This is a genomic window from Shinella fusca, from assembly GCF_014203155.1.
In the GTDB taxonomy this organism is placed as follows: domain Bacteria; phylum Pseudomonadota; class Alphaproteobacteria; order Rhizobiales; family Rhizobiaceae; genus Shinella; species Shinella fusca.
In genome coordinates, this window is sequence record NZ_JACHIK010000010.1 from 72,078 (window position 1) to 90,586 (window position 18,509).

At 67.3% G+C, this 18,509-nt stretch carries 18 protein-coding genes; 11 read left to right on the forward strand and 7 right to left on the reverse strand.

The genetic code is table 11. The features are described from left to right. Positions 1-130: 130 nt before the first annotated feature. From HNQ66_RS15140 to HNQ66_RS15150, 3 genes are read left to right on the forward strand one after another with little or no spacing between them, the layout of a single operon-like run. Positions 131-3,994 carry an autotransporter domain-containing protein gene (locus tag HNQ66_RS15140; protein WP_184144999.1) on the forward strand — a complete coding sequence of 1,288 codons (3,864 nt, stop codon included), beginning with the start codon at positions 131-133 and terminating at the stop codon, positions 3,992-3,994. Between the two features lie 43 nt (positions 3,995-4,037). Continuing rightward, a complete protein-coding gene (locus tag HNQ66_RS15145; protein ID WP_184145000.1) occupies positions 4,038-4,538 on the forward strand; it encodes a DoxX family protein in 501 nt (166 codons plus the stop codon). Continuing rightward, entirely contained in the window at positions 4,535-4,906 is a 372-nt protein-coding gene (locus HNQ66_RS15150; RefSeq protein WP_184145001.1) for a hypothetical protein, read from the forward strand. Before HNQ66_RS15145 ends, HNQ66_RS15150 begins: the two co-directional genes overlap by 4 nt. A 102-nt stretch (positions 4,907-5,008) precedes the next feature. Here HNQ66_RS15150 and HNQ66_RS15155 read toward each other — a convergent pair whose 3' ends face one another. Both HNQ66_RS15155 and ilvD read right to left on the reverse strand, forming a co-directional pair. Further along, complete coding sequence (locus HNQ66_RS15155) at positions 5,009-5,449, reverse strand: CopD family copper resistance protein (RefSeq protein ID WP_184145002.1); 441 nt, start codon at positions 5,447-5,449, stop codon at positions 5,009-5,011. Positions 5,450-5,462: 13 nt separating this feature from the next. Further along, positions 5,463-7,136 (reverse strand): dihydroxy-acid dehydratase, encoded by a 1,674-nt coding sequence (gene ilvD / locus HNQ66_RS15160; RefSeq protein ID WP_184145003.1) that lies wholly within the window; start codon positions 7,134-7,136, stop codon positions 5,463-5,465. A gap of 125 nt (positions 7,137-7,261) precedes the next feature. Between ilvD and HNQ66_RS15165 the strand changes: the two genes are divergently transcribed. Beyond that, a complete protein-coding gene (locus tag HNQ66_RS15165) occupies positions 7,262-7,690 on the forward strand; it encodes an RrF2 family transcriptional regulator (RefSeq protein WP_184145004.1) in 429 nt (142 codons plus the stop codon). A 49-nt stretch (positions 7,691-7,739) separates the two neighbouring features. On the opposite strand, the gene HNQ66_RS15170 is transcribed toward HNQ66_RS15165, so the two are convergent. The 3 genes from HNQ66_RS15170 to HNQ66_RS15180 form a co-directional block, all read right to left on the reverse strand. Beyond that, complete coding sequence (locus HNQ66_RS15170) at positions 7,740-8,930, reverse strand: arabinose transporter (protein WP_184145005.1); 1,191 nt, start codon at positions 8,928-8,930, stop codon at positions 7,740-7,742. A gap of 140 nt (positions 8,931-9,070) precedes the next feature. Further along, entirely contained in the window at positions 9,071-9,937 is an 867-nt protein-coding gene (locus tag HNQ66_RS15175) for an SDR family oxidoreductase (protein WP_184145006.1), read from the reverse strand. Positions 9,938-9,980: 43 nt separating this feature from the next. Beyond that, positions 9,981-10,637, reverse strand: coding sequence for an O-methyltransferase (locus HNQ66_RS15180; RefSeq protein ID WP_184145007.1), 657 nt, complete (start codon positions 10,635-10,637; stop codon positions 9,981-9,983). An 81-nt stretch (positions 10,638-10,718) separates the two neighbouring features. Between HNQ66_RS15180 and HNQ66_RS15185 the strand changes: the two genes are divergently transcribed. Continuing rightward, positions 10,719-11,363 (forward strand): TetR/AcrR family transcriptional regulator, encoded by a 645-nt coding sequence (locus HNQ66_RS15185; protein WP_184145008.1) that lies wholly within the window; start codon positions 10,719-10,721, stop codon positions 11,361-11,363. Positions 11,364-11,372: 9 nt separating this feature from the next. Here the strand turns inward: HNQ66_RS15185 and HNQ66_RS15190 are convergent, their stop codons facing one another. Then, on the reverse strand, positions 11,373-12,161 hold the full coding sequence (locus tag HNQ66_RS15190; RefSeq protein WP_184145009.1) for a DeoR/GlpR family DNA-binding transcription regulator: 789 nt from the start codon (positions 12,159-12,161) through the stop codon (positions 11,373-11,375). A gap of 264 nt (positions 12,162-12,425) precedes the next feature. On the opposite strand from HNQ66_RS15190, the gene HNQ66_RS15195 reads away from it, so the two are divergent. Genes HNQ66_RS15195 through HNQ66_RS15210 form a run of 4 tightly spaced genes read left to right on the forward strand, consistent with a single transcriptional unit; the run spans position 12,426 to position 16,969 of the window. Then, the gene (locus HNQ66_RS15195; protein ID WP_184145010.1) at positions 12,426-13,235 is read left to right on the forward strand and encodes an inositol monophosphatase family protein; all 810 of its coding nucleotides are present in this window, start codon (positions 12,426-12,428) and stop codon (positions 13,233-13,235) included. Between the two features lie 29 nt (positions 13,236-13,264). Next, positions 13,265-14,326: an ABC transporter ATP-binding protein gene (locus tag HNQ66_RS15200; protein WP_184145011.1), complete on the forward strand. Its 1,062-nt coding sequence runs from the start codon at positions 13,265-13,267 to the stop codon at positions 14,324-14,326. Next, positions 14,323-15,963 carry an ABC transporter permease gene (locus HNQ66_RS15205; protein ID WP_184145012.1) on the forward strand — a complete coding sequence of 547 codons (1,641 nt, stop codon included), beginning with the start codon at positions 14,323-14,325 and terminating at the stop codon, positions 15,961-15,963. The genes HNQ66_RS15200 and HNQ66_RS15205 overlap by 4 nt, the downstream gene beginning before the upstream one ends. A gap of 28 nt (positions 15,964-15,991) precedes the next feature. Next, complete coding sequence (locus tag HNQ66_RS15210; protein WP_184145013.1) at positions 15,992-16,969, forward strand: extracellular solute-binding protein; 978 nt, start codon at positions 15,992-15,994, stop codon at positions 16,967-16,969. Positions 16,970-17,118: 149 nt separating this feature from the next. Here HNQ66_RS15210 and HNQ66_RS15215 read toward each other — a convergent pair whose 3' ends face one another. Beyond that, complete coding sequence (locus HNQ66_RS15215; protein WP_184145014.1) at positions 17,119-17,514, reverse strand: (R)-mandelonitrile lyase; 396 nt, start codon at positions 17,512-17,514, stop codon at positions 17,119-17,121. A 126-nt stretch (positions 17,515-17,640) separates the two neighbouring features. Between HNQ66_RS15215 and HNQ66_RS15220 the strand changes: the two genes are divergently transcribed. Beyond that, positions 17,641-17,850, forward strand: coding sequence for a hypervirulence associated TUDOR domain-containing protein (locus HNQ66_RS15220; protein WP_184145015.1), 210 nt, complete (start codon positions 17,641-17,643; stop codon positions 17,848-17,850). Between the two features lie 9 nt (positions 17,851-17,859). Next, complete coding sequence (locus tag HNQ66_RS15225) at positions 17,860-18,408, forward strand: DUF488 family protein (protein WP_184145016.1); 549 nt, start codon at positions 17,860-17,862, stop codon at positions 18,406-18,408. Positions 18,409-18,509: the final 101 nt, after the last annotated feature.

Consider the following 18,509-nt stretch of genomic DNA (forward strand, 5'->3'; position numbering starts at 1 on the left):
GAGGGGCTGCGCCGCGTCTGCGGCAGCGCGGACCATCAAGCAGAACAATCGGTTTTCAGACTTCGGATGCGCAGGCGTCCGTCGCCGGTGTCGGCGTGTCCGCAGCCGGCAAAAAAACGGGAGCAGAAAATTGCAGAACAGGACTTTCAATCCGCCGCATCCGGCCAGGGGGCCGCGTCTTCGGCATGTGCAGGCGCTTCTGGCCGGGGCCTCGATGCTGGCGCTTGGCCTTCCGGCCTCGGCCGACACGGTGGAACTGGAGAACGGCGAGGTCGAAACCGGCGCGATCTCGCAGCCGGGCAACACCACCTTCCTCGTCAAGGAAGGAGCGGGGGCGACCATGGCGGGGACGATCTCGGGAACGGGGTCGGTTTCCAAGACCGGTCCGGGTACGTTGACGATCACGGGGGAAAATTCCTATTTCGGCGGCACGGACATCGCCGGCGGCTATGTGTGGTTGACGCATGGCAGCGGTCTCGGCACCGGAACCGTCACGTTCAACGGCGGCGGCCTCGGCTTCCTGGGGCCTGACGCGCTGTCCATGTCCAACGACATGGTGTTCAACAATGCCACCGTCCTCTACACGATGCAGGACACGACATTGTCGGGCGTGCTTTCCGGCGGGTCGCTTTTCAAGAAATTCGGCGAAAAGACGTTGACGCTGACGGGCGAGAACACCTTCACGGGCGGTCTTCTCATCCACGAGGGAACCGTGCGGGCGGAAAACGGCAAGGCGCTCGGCTCCGGCACGATCACCTTCGACAGCGGGACGCTCGGGATCTACACGCCCGCCCTGACGACGCTTTCCAACGACATGGCGTTCAACGGCAATGCCACGCTCGATACCGCGCAGCACACGACGATCTCCGGCACCCTGTCGGGCGCGGGCGGCCTGACGAAGACCGGCGGGGGGACGCTGACCCTTTCGGCGGACAACAGCGCGTTTTCGGGCGGCCTGACGGTGCGCAGCGGAACCGTTCGTGCCGAGAACGACCATGCGCTCGGCACGGGAGTGTTGAGCATCGGCCGGTTCGGATACTCGTCGGCACTGTCCTATGCGGATGGTGTCACGGTCGACAATGACGTCCTGATAACCGGGAATACGGATTTTCACGTCGCGGCGGGCACGGCGACGCAGTCGGGCCGGATCGACCAGGCCAGCGGAATGCACTTCCTGGCAAAGACCGGTGCCGGAGAGCTCGTCGTCACCAGTGCCATCGACGCCGGATATCAGTTCAGGGTCAACGAGGGCCAACTGACGGCCGCGGTCGAGGACGTCCTTGCCGGCCGCAGCTACGCCATCTTCGGTGCGGGAACCTTGAAGCTCGAAGCGGACCAGCAGGTCGCTACAGTCACCAGCGCAGGCAAGCTCGATCTCGGTTCCCGCAAGCTGACGCTCGGCACGGACGCACAAGTCGGGGCCGATTTCAGCGGGAAACTCGTCGGAGATGACGACGCGCATCTGGTGAAGGTGGGCAGAAACAGCCAGACGCTCAATGGCGACGGCCTCGACTATTATGGCCGGATCACCGTGGAAGCGGGGAACCTCTCCGTCGGCGGCAATTTCGCCGGCGCGCCCGTTCTCGTCACCGGCGGCCGCCTCAGCGGGGCCGGCCAGCTCGGCGACGTCACGGTGGACGGCGGCATCCTGGCGGGCAAGGACGGCGGCACGCTGTCCATGCGGGACCTCTACCTTACGGGCAACGCGATCGTCGAGGCCAACCTCGGCACGGAGAACAGCGCGGCGCTCTTCGACGTCGCCGGCGACCTCGTGCTGGACGGCACGCTGAACGTGAACAACATGGGCGGCTTCGGCCCGGGCCTCTACCGCCTGATCAGCTATGCGGGCGCGCTCGACGACCGGGGCCTTGAGATCGGCACCGCGCCGATGGGCTACGATGCCGACAATCTCGCCGTGCAGACGTCAATGGCGGGGCAGGTCAACCTCGTCGCGGACGATCCCGACTACGGCCCCGTGATGTTCTGGGATGGCGACGATCCGGCGAACCGGGACAACGGCAAGATCGATGGCGGCGACGGCCAGTGGAGCAAGTACGGCTATTCCTTCACCGATGCATACGGCATGCAGAACGGCAAGATGGATCCGCAGCCCGGCTTCGCCGTGTTCGGCGGCAAGGCCGGCAACGTCGTCGTCTATACGGGCATCGGTGAGGTGAAGGCGACCGGCATGCAGTTCGCCACCGACGGCTATGTCATCTCGGGCGAACTGCTCGAGCTGGTGGCCGGCGATGCGTTCATCCGCGTCGGCGACGGCACGGCAGCCGGAGCGAGTTATACGGCGACCATCGCCAACAAGCTCGACGGCGCGGGCAAGCTGATCAAGACTGACCTCGGCAAGCTCATCCTCACGGGCGACAGCGCCTATCGCGGCGGCACCGAGGTGCGCGAGGGGACGCTCCAGATCGGCGACGAGGGTAACGAGGGCTCGATCGCCGGCCTGCTGGACGTTGGGGCCGACGGCCGCCTGACCGGCCTCGGCATGCTGGAGCAGGTCGTCGTTTCAGGCACGATCGCGCCGGGCCTGTCGATCGGCACGCTTCATGTCGCGGACATCGCCTTCAACGAAGGCTCGGTTTTCGAGGTCGAGGTGAATGCGGACGGGGAATCGGACCGTATCCTCGCCTCCGGCGTGGCAACGCTCGACGGCGGCACGGTGATGGCGCTTGGGGGCACGGGCAACTACGCCGCCGCCACCCGCTACACCATCCTTTCCGCAGACGGCGGCTTTGCGAGCGAGGACGACCGTTTCGACGGCGTGACTTCGAACCTTGCCTTCCTCACGCCGGACCTCGAATACGACGAGAACAACGTCTACCTGACGATGACCCGCAACGGCGTCGCCTTCGAGAATGTCGGCAACACGCGCAACCAGGTCGCGACGGCCGGGGCGGTGGAAAGCCTCGGCGCGGGCAATGCGGTTTACGATGCGGCCCTCGGCCTTTCCTCGGATCAGGCGCGCGGCGCCTTCGACCGGCTCTCGGGCGAGATCCACGCTTCGGCCAAGGCCGCGCGGATCGAGGACAGCCGCTTCCTGCGCAATGCCGTCAACGACCGCCTGCGGGCGGCCTTCGACGCCGCGGGCGCTCCGGCCGGCATGGTCGTCACCTATGACGACGGCAGGCCGGGCGCGGCGGCGGCGAGCACGGACGGCTTTGCGCTCTGGAGCCAGGGTTTCGGCGCCTGGGATCACACCGGCGGCGACGGCAATGCCGCGCGCCTGAACCGTTCGACCGGCGGCTTTTTCGCCGGTGCCGATGCGTCGGTGTTCGACAATTGGCGCTTCGGCGCGGTGGCCGGCTACAGCCATAGCAGCTTCGAGGTGAAGGACCGTGGTTCGTCCGGATCGAGCGACAACTACCATTTCGGCCTTTATGGCGGCGCGCAATGGGGCGAGTTCGCCTTGCGCACGGGCGGCGCCTATACGTGGCACGACATCTCGACCAGCCGCAGCGTCGCCTTCGCCGGCTTCACCGATAGCCTGAAGGCCGACTACGATGCCGGCACGGGGCAGGTCTTCGGCGAGCTGGCCTATGGCTTCGGGATGGGCGAGGCCCGCTTCGAGCCCTTCGCGAACCTTGCCTATGTGAACCTGCATACGGACGGCTTTGCCGAAAAGGGTGGCGCGGCCGCCCTGAAGGCCGGCGCGTCCAGCACCGACATGGCCTTCACGACGCTCGGCCTGCGGGCTTCGACGAATGTCGACCTCGACGGCACGACGGTCACCGCCAGGGGCATGGTCGGCTGGCGGCACGGCTTCGGCAACATGACGCCGACCTCGCGGATGCGCTTCGCCGGTGCCGGCGACGCCTTTACCGTCGCCGGCGTGCCGGTCGCCCGCAACGTCGCCGTCGTGGAAGCCGGCCTCGACGTCGCGCTGACGCCGGACGCCGATTTCGGCGTCTCCTATGGCGCGCAGTTCGGCTCGGGCGCCGTCGACCAGTCGCTGAAGGCCAATCTCAACATCAGGTTCTGAGGCGAAGCGGATCGCTTCTCCAGTCATACGAACGGACAAAACCATGAACTTCGACATTTCCAACGAGGCAACCACATCGGGGAGGAGCGATGCCGCCGCTTCGACGGTCTGGTTCGGCTATCTGGCCAGAACGGTGCTTACCTTCATGTTCTGGTCGAGCGCGCTCGCAAAGCTCGGCGATGCCGAGGCCGCCCTTGCCGAGATGCGGCATTTCGGGCTCGAGCCGGGCTTCTTCTACTATTTCCTCACCGTCATCACCCTGCTCATCGGCTCGCTGCTGGTGATCCTCGATAAAGGGACATGGCTGGGGGCGGGCGCCCTTGCCGTCTTTACTCTCCTGACCATCCCCATCGCCCACGATTTCTGGGCGATGGAAGAACCGCGGAAGACGGCGGAATTCCATGTCGCGATGGAGCACATCACCGTGGTCGGGGGCCTGCTCGTGGCCGTCCATGCATCGGCGGCGCTCAGGAGGCGGTCCGGCGGCGGCCCGGATACCCGGCTGTTCGAGATCGCATCGCGCAAAGGGTGGCCCGGACCATGATCGCAGGACGCTTTCTTGCAGGCGCGCTCTGCATGCTCGCGGCCGGTTGCAGCAGCGGCGATGCGCGGATGAGCGCCCTGCGCGCCGACATGGCCGGCCGGCAGGCCGCCGCGGAACTGGCCGCCAGCCGTCCCGACGGCACGGCCGGGGACAGGGAGCGCGCAAGAGGCTACGCCTCGGCGCAGAAGTGCATCGACCAGCTTCAGGCGCATTCGCGGCGCGTGCAGGCGACGAGCATGGCCACGAGGAGCGCGCTTGCCGCCGTGAGCTTTGCGGGGCCGGGCGGTGCGCTGGCCGCCCGCTCGCTGGCTCCCGTGAGCGGCATGGCCCTGCAGAGCCAGGGCCGATATAGCGTCGCCTGCTACTAGGCGGCGCCTCATCCTCAAACCGCGCAGGTCCTATTCCGAACATGTCCCGGAACCGCTTCGCCGTCGCATTCCTCGCCGTCTCCGCGCTTTAGAAGCTTCGTCTCACCAACTGACGTAGAACATCGCCTTCGCCAGGAAGACGATCAGGCATATCTGGCAGAAGACGCTGAGGTGGATGAACTTGAAGTGCCTCGATCTCAGCTTGCCGCGCGCGCTCAGCGTGATGGCGGTGATGAAGTGCGCAAGGACGCTGAGGGCGAGCAGGATCTTCAGCGAGAGAAGCGTGGCGAAGCTGCTGGCGAAGGGATGGGCGAGGTCGTCGCGGTACTGCCAGGCCATGAGGATGCCGGCGCAATAGAGGACCGCGATGACGAACGGCATCAGGCGGCGGGCCCGCCGGCCGATTGCCGTCTCCACGGTCCGCATGGCCTCGCGCCCCACGGGCTTGCGGATGCCTTCGAGAATGAGGACTTCGAAGAAGACGGTGCCGCCGAACGTGATGGCGGCGAAGAGATGCAGCGTGACGAGGGCGAAATGGCTCATGGGCGTGGGTTCCCTATCCGGTGACCGCACCTTCGTCGGCCGGCCGGGCGAGGGCGGCGAACTTGGCGAGCACGCCGCGGCGATAGCGCGGCTCCGGCTGGATCCAGGCGGCGCGGCGGCGGGCGATCTCCTCTTCCGCCACTTCGAGCTGGAGCAGCCGCCGGTGCGCGTCGATTGTCACGGTGTCGCCTTCCTCGACGAGGGCGATCGTGCCGCCGACATAGGCTTCCGGCGCGACATGGCCGACGACCATGCCCCAGGTGCCGCCGGAGAACCGGCCGTCGGTGATGAGGCCGACGCTCTCGCCGAGCCCCCTGCCGACCAGCGCTGCGGTCGGCGCCAGCATTTCCGGCATGCCCGGCCCGCCCTTGGGGCCGAGATAGCGCAGCACCACCACGTCGCCGGGCCGGATGCGGTCGGCAAGGATCGCCTCCATGGCGGAGGCCTCGTCGTCGAAGACCCGCGCCGGGCCCGAGATGACGGGGCTCTTGAGGCCGGTGATCTTGGCGACCGCGCCCTTTTCGGCAAGGTTGCCCTTGAGGATGGCAAGATGGCCCTCGCGATAGAGCGGCCGGGTCATCGGCATGATGACGCCCTGATCGGCGCGGGGTTCGGAGGGCACGCCGGCAAGCTCCTCGGCGAGCGTGCGGCCGGTGATCGTCAGGCAGTCGCCGTGGAGAAGCCCGGCATCGAGCAGGATCTTCAGCACCTGCGGCACGCCGCCGGCCGCATGCAGGTCCACCGCCATGTAGCGGCCGGACGGTTTCAGGTCGCACAAGACCGGCACCTTGCGGCGCACCCGCTCGAAATCGTCGAGCGTCCAGTCGATCTCCGCCGCATGGGCGATGGCGAGATAGTGCAGCACCGCATTGGTCGAGCCGCCGAGCGCCATGATCAGCGCCACCGCGTTCTCGATCGACTGGCGCGTGACGATGTCGCGCGGGCGGATGTTGCGCTTGACCGCCTCCACGAGGACGCGGCCGGACTGCGCGGCGCTGTCGAGCTTCTCGCGGTCGGGGCTCGCCATGGTCGAGGAATAAAGGAGCGACATGCCGAGCGCCTCGAAGGAGGAGCTCATCGTGTTGGCGGTGTACATGCCGCCGCACGAGCCGGTCGTGGGGCAGGCGTTCCGCTCGATCCCCTCGAAGTCCTCCTCGCTCATCGTGCCGGCCATGAAGGCGCCGACCGCCTCGAAGGCCGAGACGATGGAAAGGTCCTCGCCCTTCCAGCGGCCGGGCTTGATGGTGCCGCCGTAGACGTAGATGGCGGGCGCGTTGGCGCGCAGGATGCCGATCATGCCGCCCGGCATGTTCTTGTCGCAGCCGCCGAGCACCAGCACGCCGTCCATCCACTGGCCCTGCACCGAGGTCTCCACGCAATCGGCGATCACCTCGCGCGAGACGAGCGAGTATTTCATGCCCTCCGTGCCCATCGACATGCCGTCGGAGATCGTCGGCGTGCCGAAGGTCTGCGGATTAGCGCCCGCTTCCTTGATGGCCTGCGCGGCGGCATCGGCGAGCGGCTGGAGGCCGGCATTGCAGGGGGTGATAGTGGAATGGCCGTTAGCGATGCCGATCATCGGCTTGTCGAAATCCGCCTTCTCGTAGCCGAGCGCGTAATACATCGCCCGGTTGGGGGAGCGGGCGATGCCTTGCGTGATGTGCCTGGAGCGTTCGTTGAAGGGCATGGAAACCTCGCAGGAAGACGGCGGCGTCGCACCGCCTTGTCATTTCGGCATAAAGATATATTTTAAATACATGTATTCCTCTGTTTTCAGGAATGCAATGGCGAAAGATCAGGAGAACCCGCCGGATGCGATTGACCAACTTTTCCGACTATGCGCTGCGGGTGCTGATGTTCGCGGCCGAGCGGGGCGACCGGCTGATCACCATCGAGGAGACCGCCACGCTGCACGGGATCTCGCGCGCGCATCTGATGAAGATCGCCAACCAGCTCACCCGCACGGGCTTCCTGAAGGCGGTTCGCGGCCGGTCCGGCGGGCTGACGCTCGCGAAGGCCCCCGAAGAGATCAATCTCGGCGACGTGCTGCGCGTGACGGAACTGGACTTCACGCTGGTGGAGTGCTTTGCCGCCGACGGCCGCTGCATGCTGATGCCGCGCTGCCGCCTGCGCGGCGTCCTGCACGAGGCGTTCGCCGCGTTCAGCCACACCGTCGAGCGCTATACGCTGGCAGATCTCATCTCGAATCCGATGGAGCTGGGCGCCCAGCCGGCCGCGTGAGGCGAACGGCGAGCCGGGCACCCGGGATGAGGGGAAGCTGCGGATGCGGTCAGGCCTCGGCGGGCCTTCTCATTCCCGGCCGGCGCATGGACAGGACCAGCAGGAGCCCGACGGTCGCGGAAAGCCCGCCGACCAGGAAAACCGAGGAATAGCCCCTGGCATCCGCCAGCAATCCGACGACCGGGCCGGTCGCGCCATAGGCGAGGTCCTGGAACGCGGCGAAACCGCCGACCGCCGTGCCCCTCAGATGGGCCGGCACCTGCTTGACGACTTCCGAGCCCATGGCGGGAAACACCATCGAGCAGCCGAGGCCCGTCAGCAACGCCCCGGCAAGGGCCGCATAGGGCCCCGGCGCGAGCCAGAGCAGGTATTGCCCGGCCGCTTCCACCGTCAGCGAGACCGCCGCGACGGGCAGGCCGCCGAACCGGTCCGGCATGTGGCCGAAGAACAGGCGGACCAGCACGAAGCCGGCACCGAAGAAGGTCAGCCCCAGTCCGGCATAGGGCCAGCCGCGGCTGAGGAAGGCGAGCGAGAAGAACGCGCCCAGCGCGGCAAAGCCGACGCCCTGCAATCCGACGGCTGCGCCTGGCCGCCAGATCCGGCCGATGATCCGCCAGAACGGTTCGCGGTGGCCGGACTGCGGCGCGACCGCCGGGATCGGGCTGACCGCGACCATGCCGATGATCGGCAGGAGCGTGCAGGCGATCATCAGGCCGGCAAAGCCGAGGCGGTCGAGCAGCATCAGGCCGAGCGGGCCGCCGACGGCGAAGGCGCCGTAAAGGCCCATGCCGACAAGCGACATCACCCTGCCGGACCGGGCCTGCCCCATCAGGCCGATCGCCCAGCTTATCATGCCGACCATGGCGACGCTCTCGCCGAGGCCGAGCAGGAGCCGGCCGGCGAGCAGCACGTCGTAGCGCGATATGGCGGGCAGGGCGGGCCAGCCCGCAAGAAGGCAGATCAGGCCGGCGGCGGCATAGATGAGAAGGCCGCGCTGCATGCACAGCTTGCCGCCGATCCGGTCGGCGAGCGCGCCGGCCCAGCCGCGCGTCAGGATCGTCGACAGGAAGGCGATGCCGACGGCAAGGCCGCCATAGGTGTTGCCGAGGCCGAGATTCTGCACGACGTGGACGGTCACGGCCGACAGAGACATGGCGACGGTGAGATAGGAGAGGAAAAGGGCGATCGTCAGGGCGACGACGTGGCGATAGGCCGGATCAGGCCGTTCGATGGCAGGCATGGATACGCACTCCGAATGAGGATCGTGGCGGGGAGGGGCATGAACGCCGTCTTCCCGATGGGCTGGTGAGCGCGTTGGATGACGTGAACGCTTACGGCCGGGCGCGCGAACGCGCGCGGCATTTCAGGAGGAGGCAGCGACTACGCGCCGTAGTAGGCGGGCCGGTCGATCTCTTCGAGAAGGCCGGGGCCGGCGGGCTGCCAGTTAAGGAGGGCCCGGGTCCGCCGGCTGGAGGCGGCCATGTCCGCCCCCGCCATCATGGCGAACCAGCCGAAATGCTCCCGCGGGCGTGCTGCGACCGGAAGGCCGAGCCGGCGGCCGATGACGGTGGCGATCTGCCGGAAGGGCACCGCCTCGTCGGCGATAGCGTGGTAGGCGGCTTCCGTCACGCCCTGTTCCAGCGCAAGCCGGTAGAGGCGGGCCGCATCGAGCCGGTGCACGCCCGACCAGCAGTTCTCTGCCTCCTCGATATAGGCTGACACGCCCGTCCTGCGCGCAAGGTCCGCGAGCATCGGCACGAAGCCGTGATCGCCGATGCCGTGGACCGAGGGGGCAAGGCGCACGGTCGCCGCCCGGATGCCCCGCGCGGCAAGCGCCCTTGCAGCGGCTTCGGACTTTCGCGGCGCGGCGGGGTTCGGAAGGTCCGCCTCGGTGGCGCCCCTCGGCAGGCCGGAGAGGCCCGAGGTCACCAGCAGCGGCCGGTCCGATCCCTCGAGCGCATCGCCGAGCGCTTCGATGACGCGCTGGTCCCCGGCGGCGTTCTCGAGGAATTTCGAGAAATCGTGGTTGAAGGCGGTGTGGATGACGGCGTCCGCCGCCGCGGCGGCCTCGCGCAGGATGTCGAGGTCTTCAAGCGTGCCCAGAAGCACGTCGGCGCCGGTGGCGGCAAGGCGCTCGGCCTTCTCCATGGAGCGGGCAAGGCCGGTGACGCGATGGCCGGCGTTCAACAGGTCGTCCACGACGGCCGAGCCGACCCAGCCGGTCGCTCCCGTTACGAATATGTGCATGGTGTTTTCCGATCTTGATCGTGCGAATTTCGGGAGCGGCCGGTCACGCCGCCCGCATGGAAAGCTCGATGTCGTCCGCGAAGGGCACGGAGATGTAGCCCGATGCGGCCGAGCGGATGTGAGCGAGGTAGTCGGGGCAATAGTCGACATTGTCCGCGACGATCAGCGCGCCGGGCCGAAGGCGGTCCTCCACCAGGTCCAGGATATCGCGGTAGAGGGACTTGGCGCCGTCGAGCAGCAGGAGGTCGATCGTCGCCGGCAGGCCGGTGCGCAGGGTCTCCAGCGCGTCGCCTTCCCGGATCTCGACGAGGTCGATCAGGCCGCCCTCGGCAAGGTTCTGCCGGGCCCGCGCGACCTTGGAGGGCTCGAACTCGCTGGTGATCAGCCGGCCGCCGCCATTGTCGCGCAGGGCGGCGGCAAGGTGGAGCGTCGAGATGCCGAAGGATGTGCCGAACTCCACGATGGACGTCGCACCGCGGCTGCGGGCCAGCATGTAGAGCAGCGCGCCCGTCTCGCGCGATACCGGCAGCCAGAGGTCCTTCATCCGGCCGTAGAGATCGAGATATTCCGTCTTGCTGCGCATGAGGCGTTCGCGCTCGTCGTGCGGGATCGCGGCGATTGCCGGGCTGGAGGCCGTCTCGGCTTCCTCGAAAAGCCGGTCGAGAAGCGATGCGAGCGGCTCCGTCGTCAGGGTGGTCATGGAAAATGCTCCGTGGCTTGTGTTCGCGGTGAAAATACGAATAATCCGTCGCGTTTTCTAATCGCATTGCCGAGCGCGCCCATGACCGACCGCCCAAGTGCCCGTATATCCTCGCGAAAACAGCCGAAGCAGGCGCGCTCGGGCGCGCTCGTCCAGGCCGTCTTGCAGGCTGCTGTTCAGGTTTTGGCGGAGGAGGGGGCGCAGCGTTTCACCACCGCCCGCGTTGCGGAAAGGGCGGGCGTCAGCATCGGGTCGCTCTACCAGTATTTCCCGAACAAGGCCGCGATCCTCTTCCGGCTGCAAAGCGACGAGTGGCAGCAGACCAACGACCTTCTCCGGCGCATCCTGGAGGACCGCGCGCAGCCGCCGTTCTCCCGGCTGCGGGCTCTCGTCCATGCCTTCATCCGGTCCGAATGCGAGGAGGCGACCGTCCGCATCGCCCTCGATGACGCGGCCCCGCTCTATCGGGATGCGCCCGAGGCCCGCGAGGCGAAGGAGGCGGGCGATCCGATCTTCGCGGGCTTCCTGCGGGAGGTCCTTCCCGATAGCACCGATGTCGTGCGGGACCTTGCCGCCGACCTGGTCATGACGACGATGAGCACGGTCGGCAAGGAATTCTCGGAAACGCCGCGAAGCCTTGCCGAGATGGAAGCCTATGCCGATGCGATGGCCGACATGTTCTCCGCCTATATTCGCAGCCTTGCGGGCGGCCCCCTGCCGTCATAGGCGCGGGGCCTATTCTCCGGCCACGACGAGGCCCGGCACGGCCGCGGCAAGCGCCTCGAAGCCCGGCTTCTGGCGGGCCTTCGCGTCGGTGATGAGATGGGCCATCTCGCCCGTCTCGCAGAACACCGAGCGGCTGACGACGCCGACCTTGGAATGGTCGGCGAGGATGATCGTGCGGCCGGAATTGCGCACCATGGCGCGGGCGATCTCCGCGCCGTGCAGGAAGTAGTTCATCGCCCCCATCGAGGCGTCGACCCCCCAGGGGGCTAGCAGCGCGATATCCGCCCGGTAGCGCTGGATGTCGTTGATGGTTGCCTCGCCATAGGTCTCCATCGGGTCCTGCTTGACGTTGCCGGCGAGCAGGATGACGCGCGTGCCGCGCGAAAGCTCGCCCGTGCGCTCCGCAAGCTGGCTCGCCACGTCGACGGAATTGGTGAGGATGGTGAGGTTGGTGAGGCCCGTCGGCCCGGCCAGTGCCTCCGCCATGGTGGAGCTCGTCGAGCCCGCATCCATGAAGATGGTCTGGCCGCTTTCCAGATAGCCGAGGGCCGCCGCGCAGATCGCGCGCTTTTCCTGCAGGCGCAGCGTGATGCGCACGCCGAAGGTCGTGTCCTCGCGCGCCGCCGGCACCGCGCCGCCGCGCACCCGGCGCAGCTCGCCCGCCACCTCCATCTCCATGAGGTCGCGCCGGATCGTTTCGCGCGATACGCCGAAATCCTCGACGATGCGGTCGATCGACACCTGGCCATAGGCCGCAAGCAGCGAACGGATTTTCTGCTGACGCTCTTCTTGCCACATGCGGCACCTCCTTTGGCGGCTTCCTTGATACGTGACGCCTCGCTTTGCCACAAGCGCCATGTTGCTTGCCGCATAAAAACTCACTTTGCCAATAAAAACACATATTGCCACATCGGCAAAATGGATGTAGGTAAATTGCAAGGGCTGGAGACGGCCCGGCCAAATCCATCAATCGGTCGCAATGCAATTGCCGGCGCGCCAACCCGCATGTCTTTGCGGGAGGGGCGGCGGCTTGCCTGAAGCCGGGAAAGCGTCGAAGCGAGAATGACCAGCGCCGCCCTCATCGAAGACCAGCATGTGGCATTCGCCGTGGAACTGGCGGAGGTCGCCCGCACGGTGCTGCGCGAAAACGACGTGGCGCGCATCGACGTCTCGGTCAAGCCGGACCGCAGCCTCGTCACGGCGATGGATATTCTCATCGAGGACCGCCTGCGCGCGATGATCGCCGCGCGCTATCCCGCGCACGGCATCATCGGCGAGGAGCGCGAATGGGTGCGCCCCGGCGCCGAGCATGTCTGGGTGCTCGACCCCATCGACGGCACGACGGCCTTCATCGCGGGCATGCCGGTCTACGGCACGCTGATCGCGCTTGCCGTCGGCGGCGTGCCGCGCCTCGGCATCATCGACATTCCGGCAATCGATTCCCGCTGGATCGGCGCGGAGGGCCGGCAGACGACGCGCAACGGCACGCCCGTGCGCACCCGCGCCTGCCCCTCGCTGGCACAGGCGATCATGACCAACAGCAACCAGGATTATTTCGCGCTGAAGGAGCGCCCCGCGCTCGACCGGCTGCGCGCCGTCACCAGCGCGCGCGTCTATGGCGGAGCGAGCCTCAATTACGGCCTGCTGGCCGACGGGCGCACGGACCTAGCCATCGACGGCGGCCAGAAGGTCTTCGATTTCGCGCCCTTCCGGCCCATCGTGGAAGGGGCGGGCGGCGTCGTCACGGACTGGGCCGGCGCGCCGCTGACGCTCGAAAGCTCCGGCCAGCTTCTCGGCGCGGGCGATGCCAAGATCCACCGCCAGGCGCTCGACCTCATCAAGGACCTGAAGGCCGTCCCGGCCGGCGCATGAGCGAAAAGACCAAGGAGGAGGGGGAACCCATGGGCATAGCGATTTCAAACCTCTCGGTGAAATACGGGGCCGAGACCGTCATCTCCGGCCTCTCCCTCGATATCCCGGAAGGCTGCTTCTTCACGCTGCTCGGCCCCTCCGGCTGCGGCAAGACCACGCTCCTGCGCACCATCGCCGGCTTTGCGCCGGCCAGCGGCGGCCAGATCCGCTTCGGCGGGCGCGACGTCACCGAGCTGCCGCCGCACAGGCGCGCCATCGGCATGGTCTTCCAGGACTACGCGCTCTTCCCCGACAAGACGGTCGCCGACAACGTCGCCTATGGGCTTCGCGCCCGCGGCGAGAAGGGCCCCGGTGTGGAAGAGAAGGTGAAGGCCGCGCTGGAGCGCGTCGGCCTCGGCCATCTGCTCTCGCGCCACCCGGCCGCCCTTTCCGGCGGCCAGCGCCAGCGCGTGGCGCTCGCCCGCGCCCTCGTCATCAAGCCGCAGGTGCTGCTGATGGACGAGCCGCTCTCCAATCTCGATGCGAAGCTGCGCGTGCAGATCCGCGAGACGATCATCGAATTGCAGCGCGAGGCCAACATCACCACCGTCTTCGTCACCCACGACCAGGAGGAGGCCCTTTCCATGTCGGACCTCATCGGCGTGATGAACAAGGGCAAGGTCGAGCAGCTCGGCACGCCGCAGGAAATCTACGCGACGCCGCGCACCGGCTATGTCGCCGATTTCGTCGGCGCGGCGAACCGCACCGAGGTCCCTGTCCGCCCGGCTTCCGCAGGCCTCGTCGAGGTCGAGGTGGCGGGCCACCGCCTGACGGCGACGGATGCGCTGGAAGGTCCCGCCGAGCGCGGCCTCCTCGTCCTGCGCCCGGAGGACCTCAACATCTCCGCCGAACCCGCCGCGGGCCGCCAGTCGCTGCCGGCGACCGTCCGCGGCCGGCAATATCTCGGCGCGCGCACCAGCTACAGCGTCGAATGCGCCGGGGGCCTCCTGCTCAATGCCGAAATGCACGGCGCCGGGCACGATGCCTTCCTGCCGGGCGCCCATGTCCATCTCGGTTTCGAGCCGGCCGCCGCACGGGTGATCCGCTCATGAACCACTCGGCGCTCCGCACCCCCTGGCCCTGGCTTTCGGCCCTGGCGCTCGCCCTTCTCGGCGTCTTCGTCCTCTATCCGCTGCTCTATATCTTCACGGCGAGCTTCGCCGGCGAGGGCCGGTCCGGCTGGCTCCAGCTCCTCGAAGACCGGCGCAGCCTGGAGGCCATCGGCAACACGCTTGTTCTCGCCTGCGTCGTCACGCTGTTCGCAACGCTGATCGGCGTGCCGCTCGCCTATGTCTCGGCGCGCTATCGCTTCCGCGGCAAGCTGTTCATCACGCTCCTGCCGCTCATCACCCTCGTCATCCCGGAAGTCGTGACGGCGCAGACCTGGCTGATGATCCTCGGCAACAACGGCGTCATCACCCGCTTCCTCAAGGGCTACGGCATCCTGATCCCGAGCTTCTACGGCTGGTTCGGCCTCATCACGTCGATGAGCTTCATCTACTACACCTATGTCTACATCGGCACGGTGGCGGCCATCGGCAAGTTCGATGCGCAGCTCGAGGAGGCCGCCCAGAGCCTCGGCACGCCGCCGGTGCGCGCGCGCCTTCATGTCATGCTGCCGGTCATCCGCCCGGCCATCCTCGCCTCGGCGCTGCTCGTCTTCACCATGGTGGTCGGCAACTTCGCCATCTCCACCATCCTCGGCCATAACCTGCCGCTGCTGTCGGTCGCCATCTATCAGGCAGCGGTCGCCGAGGGCGCGACGAACCTCACCATGCAGAGCACGCTCGCCAGCACCTCGGTGCTGATCGTCATGGCCGTACTCTTCGTCAATCGCCGCATCATCGCCAAGGGCCGCTACGAGATCGTGCAGGGCAGGGGCGCCAAGCCCCAGCCGCTGAAGGGCGCGCAGGGCCTCCTCGTCAGCGCCGCCGCCGGCATCGTCGTCGCGGTCTCGCTTCTGCCCCTCGTCACCATCGCCGTCGGCGCCTTCACGGTCTCGCGCGGCCCGGTCATGCGCTGGGGCGAATGGACGCTCGACAACATGGCGCGCGTCTTCATCACCGCGCCCGGCCCGCTCGTCAATTCCATCGTCTATGCCGGCATCGCCACGGTCATCTCCGTCTGCTTCTCGACGCTGGTGAGCTACCTCGTCGTCAAGAAGCCGAACCTGATGACGCCGGTGATCGACTACGTCTCGGCCATTCCGCTGGCGCTTTCCGGCACGGTGCTCGGCGTCGGGCTGCTCGCCTCGTTCAACGGCGGCTTCCTCGCGCTGACGGGCACCTCGACGATCATCGTGCTTGCCTATGTCGTGCGCCGCATGCCCTTCGGTATGCGCAACGGCCAGGCCATCCTGCACAACATTCCGAACTCCATCGAGGAGGCCTCGATCAGCCTCGGCTCGCCGCCGCTTCGCACCTTCCTGCGCGTCGTGCTGCCGATGATGCTGCCCGCCGTCGCCTCCGCCGCGATCCTCACCTGGACGACGACGGTGTCCGAGCTCTCGGCCTCGCTGCTCGTCTATTCGGGCGGGCGCGAGACCCTGCCGATCCAGATCTTCCGGCTCATCGATTCCGGCCTGATGGCCTATGCCTCGGCCTACGGCCTGGTGCTCGTCGCCGTGATCCTCGTGCCGGTGGTCGTCGCCACCACCGTGTTCAAGGTCGACCTGTTCGCCTCGAAGTGAAACGCAAAACCAAAAGAGAGGAACTGCCATGAAGAAACTTGCCGCAACCACCCTTCTGCTGGCCGGCCTTGCCGCCGGCGCGAATGCCGCCGACCCGGTCATCTACACCACCAATCCGGTGCCGGCCGTCGAGGCCGCGCAGGCCGTCATCAAGGAAAAAGCCGGCCTGACGACGGGCATCATCACCGGCGGCAGCGGCGTGCTGCTGCGCCGCATCGAGGCGGAGAAGGCCGCGCCCCAGGGCGACGTCTTCTGGTCGTCCTCGGCCAACACGATGGGCGCCTTCAAGGACGTGCTGGAGCCCTATTCCTCGCCGGAGCTTGCCAATGTGCCGGCGGACCTGCGCGTCGCCGACGACTATTTCCAGCCGGCCAACCTCCATGTCGTCACCGTCATGGTCAACACCGACCAGCTTGACGGCGCGCCCGCGCCCGCCGACTGGAAGGACCTTGCCGATCCCGTCTGGAAGGGCCGCATCATCCTTCCCGATCCGGCCAACAGCTCGACGGGCTACACCATCGTCTGGGGCCTTTCCAAGCTGCTCGACGCGGAGACCTACAAGGCGCTCGTCGGCAACCTCGTCGTCTCGTCCTCGTCTTCCGCCGTGCCGAAGGGCGTGGCGATGGGCGAATATGCCGTGGGCCTGACCTTCGAGACCAACAGCTACAGCTATGTCGACGGCGGCCAGACCGAGATTGCCATCGTCTACCCGTCTTCCGGCACCTTCACGACGCCGGAATATTCCGCCCTCGTCAAGGGCGCGCCGGCCGGCGACGACGCCAGGAAGGCGATCGACGCTCTGCTCTCCAAGGAAGCGCAGACGGAGCTGCTGAAGGTCGCCTTCCGCCGCCCGAGCCGCACCGACATCAAGGTCTCCGACTACGTGAAGCTGCCGGAACTCTCCTCGATCAAGGTCTTCAAGATCGACGAGGAGGAGGCCGCCCGCAGCCGCGATGCGTTCCTCGCCGAATGGGCCGCCCTGCCGAAGGCCGGTTCGAGCGAGTAAGGGTCCTCCCGCGCGGCAGGCCGGCAGAGGTCCGCGCTTTCGTGCCGGTTTGCGCGCTCGGGGCAGCGTGCGGGCAATCTCCAGCCCGCACGCTGCTGGGCATTTGCGGGAGGCGACGTTTCGATTACGCGCCTTGGCGGATGCAAACTTCAGGCGCCGTACTGGGCGTCGCTGACATGCTCCAACCAGTCGACGACCTTGCCGTCCTTGACCTCCTGGAGCGCGATATGGGTCATGGCGACATCGGGCGCGGCGCCATGCCAGTGCTTTTCGCCCGGCGCGAACCACACGACGTCGCCGGGGCGGATTTCTTCGACGGCGCCGCCCTCGCGCTGCACGCGGCCGAGGCCGGAGACGACGATGAGCGTCTGGCCGAGCGGATGGGTATGCCAGGCGGTGCGCGCGCCCGGCTCGAAGGTCACCTGCGCGCCCTGCACCCGTTCGGCGTCGAGCGGGTTGAAGAGCGGATCGATGCGCACCGTCCCGGTGAACCAGGCCTCCGGCCCCTTTGCCGAGGATCGTGTACCTGCCCGTAGAATGTCCATGGTCGTTCTCCTGTCATCGTCCTGTGCTGCCGGACCCGCGCGGCCTTGCCGCCTGAAGGAATAGCACTAAATCGGGTCGGGCGTCCTCCGCCGAGGCCGCCGGCGGCTGCGAAGGAAGGAACCGGGATGGCAAAGACATTCAAGGTGGGCGATCATGTGGGCTGGAATTCCGAGGCGGGGCAGGTCTCGGGAACGATCGTCGAGGTCCACACCCGCGATTTCGACTACAAGGGCCACACGCACCGCGCCTCCAAGGAAGACCCGCAATATGAGATCAAGAGCGACAAGACCGACCATGTCGCGGCTCACAAAGGCAGCGCCCTCCGGCACATATAGGGGAGAGGCGTGACGCTTCCGTTCTTCACGATCGGCCACTCCAACCGGAGCATCGACACGTTCGTCGAGCTGCTGCAGGAGCCGCGGGTCGAGCGCGTGGTCGACGTGCGGAAGATGCCGATGTCGCGGGCCAATCCGCAGTTCAACCGCGACAGCCTGCCGCTTGCGCTGGAGCCGTACCAGATATCCTACGAGCATATCGCCGCGCTCGGCGGCCTTCGCGGCAGACGGCCGGCTGAGCCCTCCGACGTCAACGGATTGTGGGAGAACCGGAGCTTCCACAACTACGCCGACTACGCGCTGACGGAAGAATTCCATGCAGGGCTCGCCCACCTGATCGGGGAAGGCCGCAAGCGACGCTGCGCGGTCATGTGCTCGGAGGCCGTCTGGTGGCGGTGCCACCGCCGCCTCATCGCCGACAACCTGATCGCGCACGGCGAAACCGTGATCCACATCATGGACAAGGGCCGGCTCGAACCCGCCCGCCTGACGCCGGGGGCCGTCGTCCGGCCGGATAAATCCGTCGTCTATCCCGTAGCGCAGCCCGACCCGGCCTGAACGCGCGAATTTTCCTCATCGCGGCAATGCGCCGGCGGTGCGAACCTGCTATTGCGGGAGAGGCGCCCGGCGCCCGCGGACTTTACGATAGCTGACCAGAA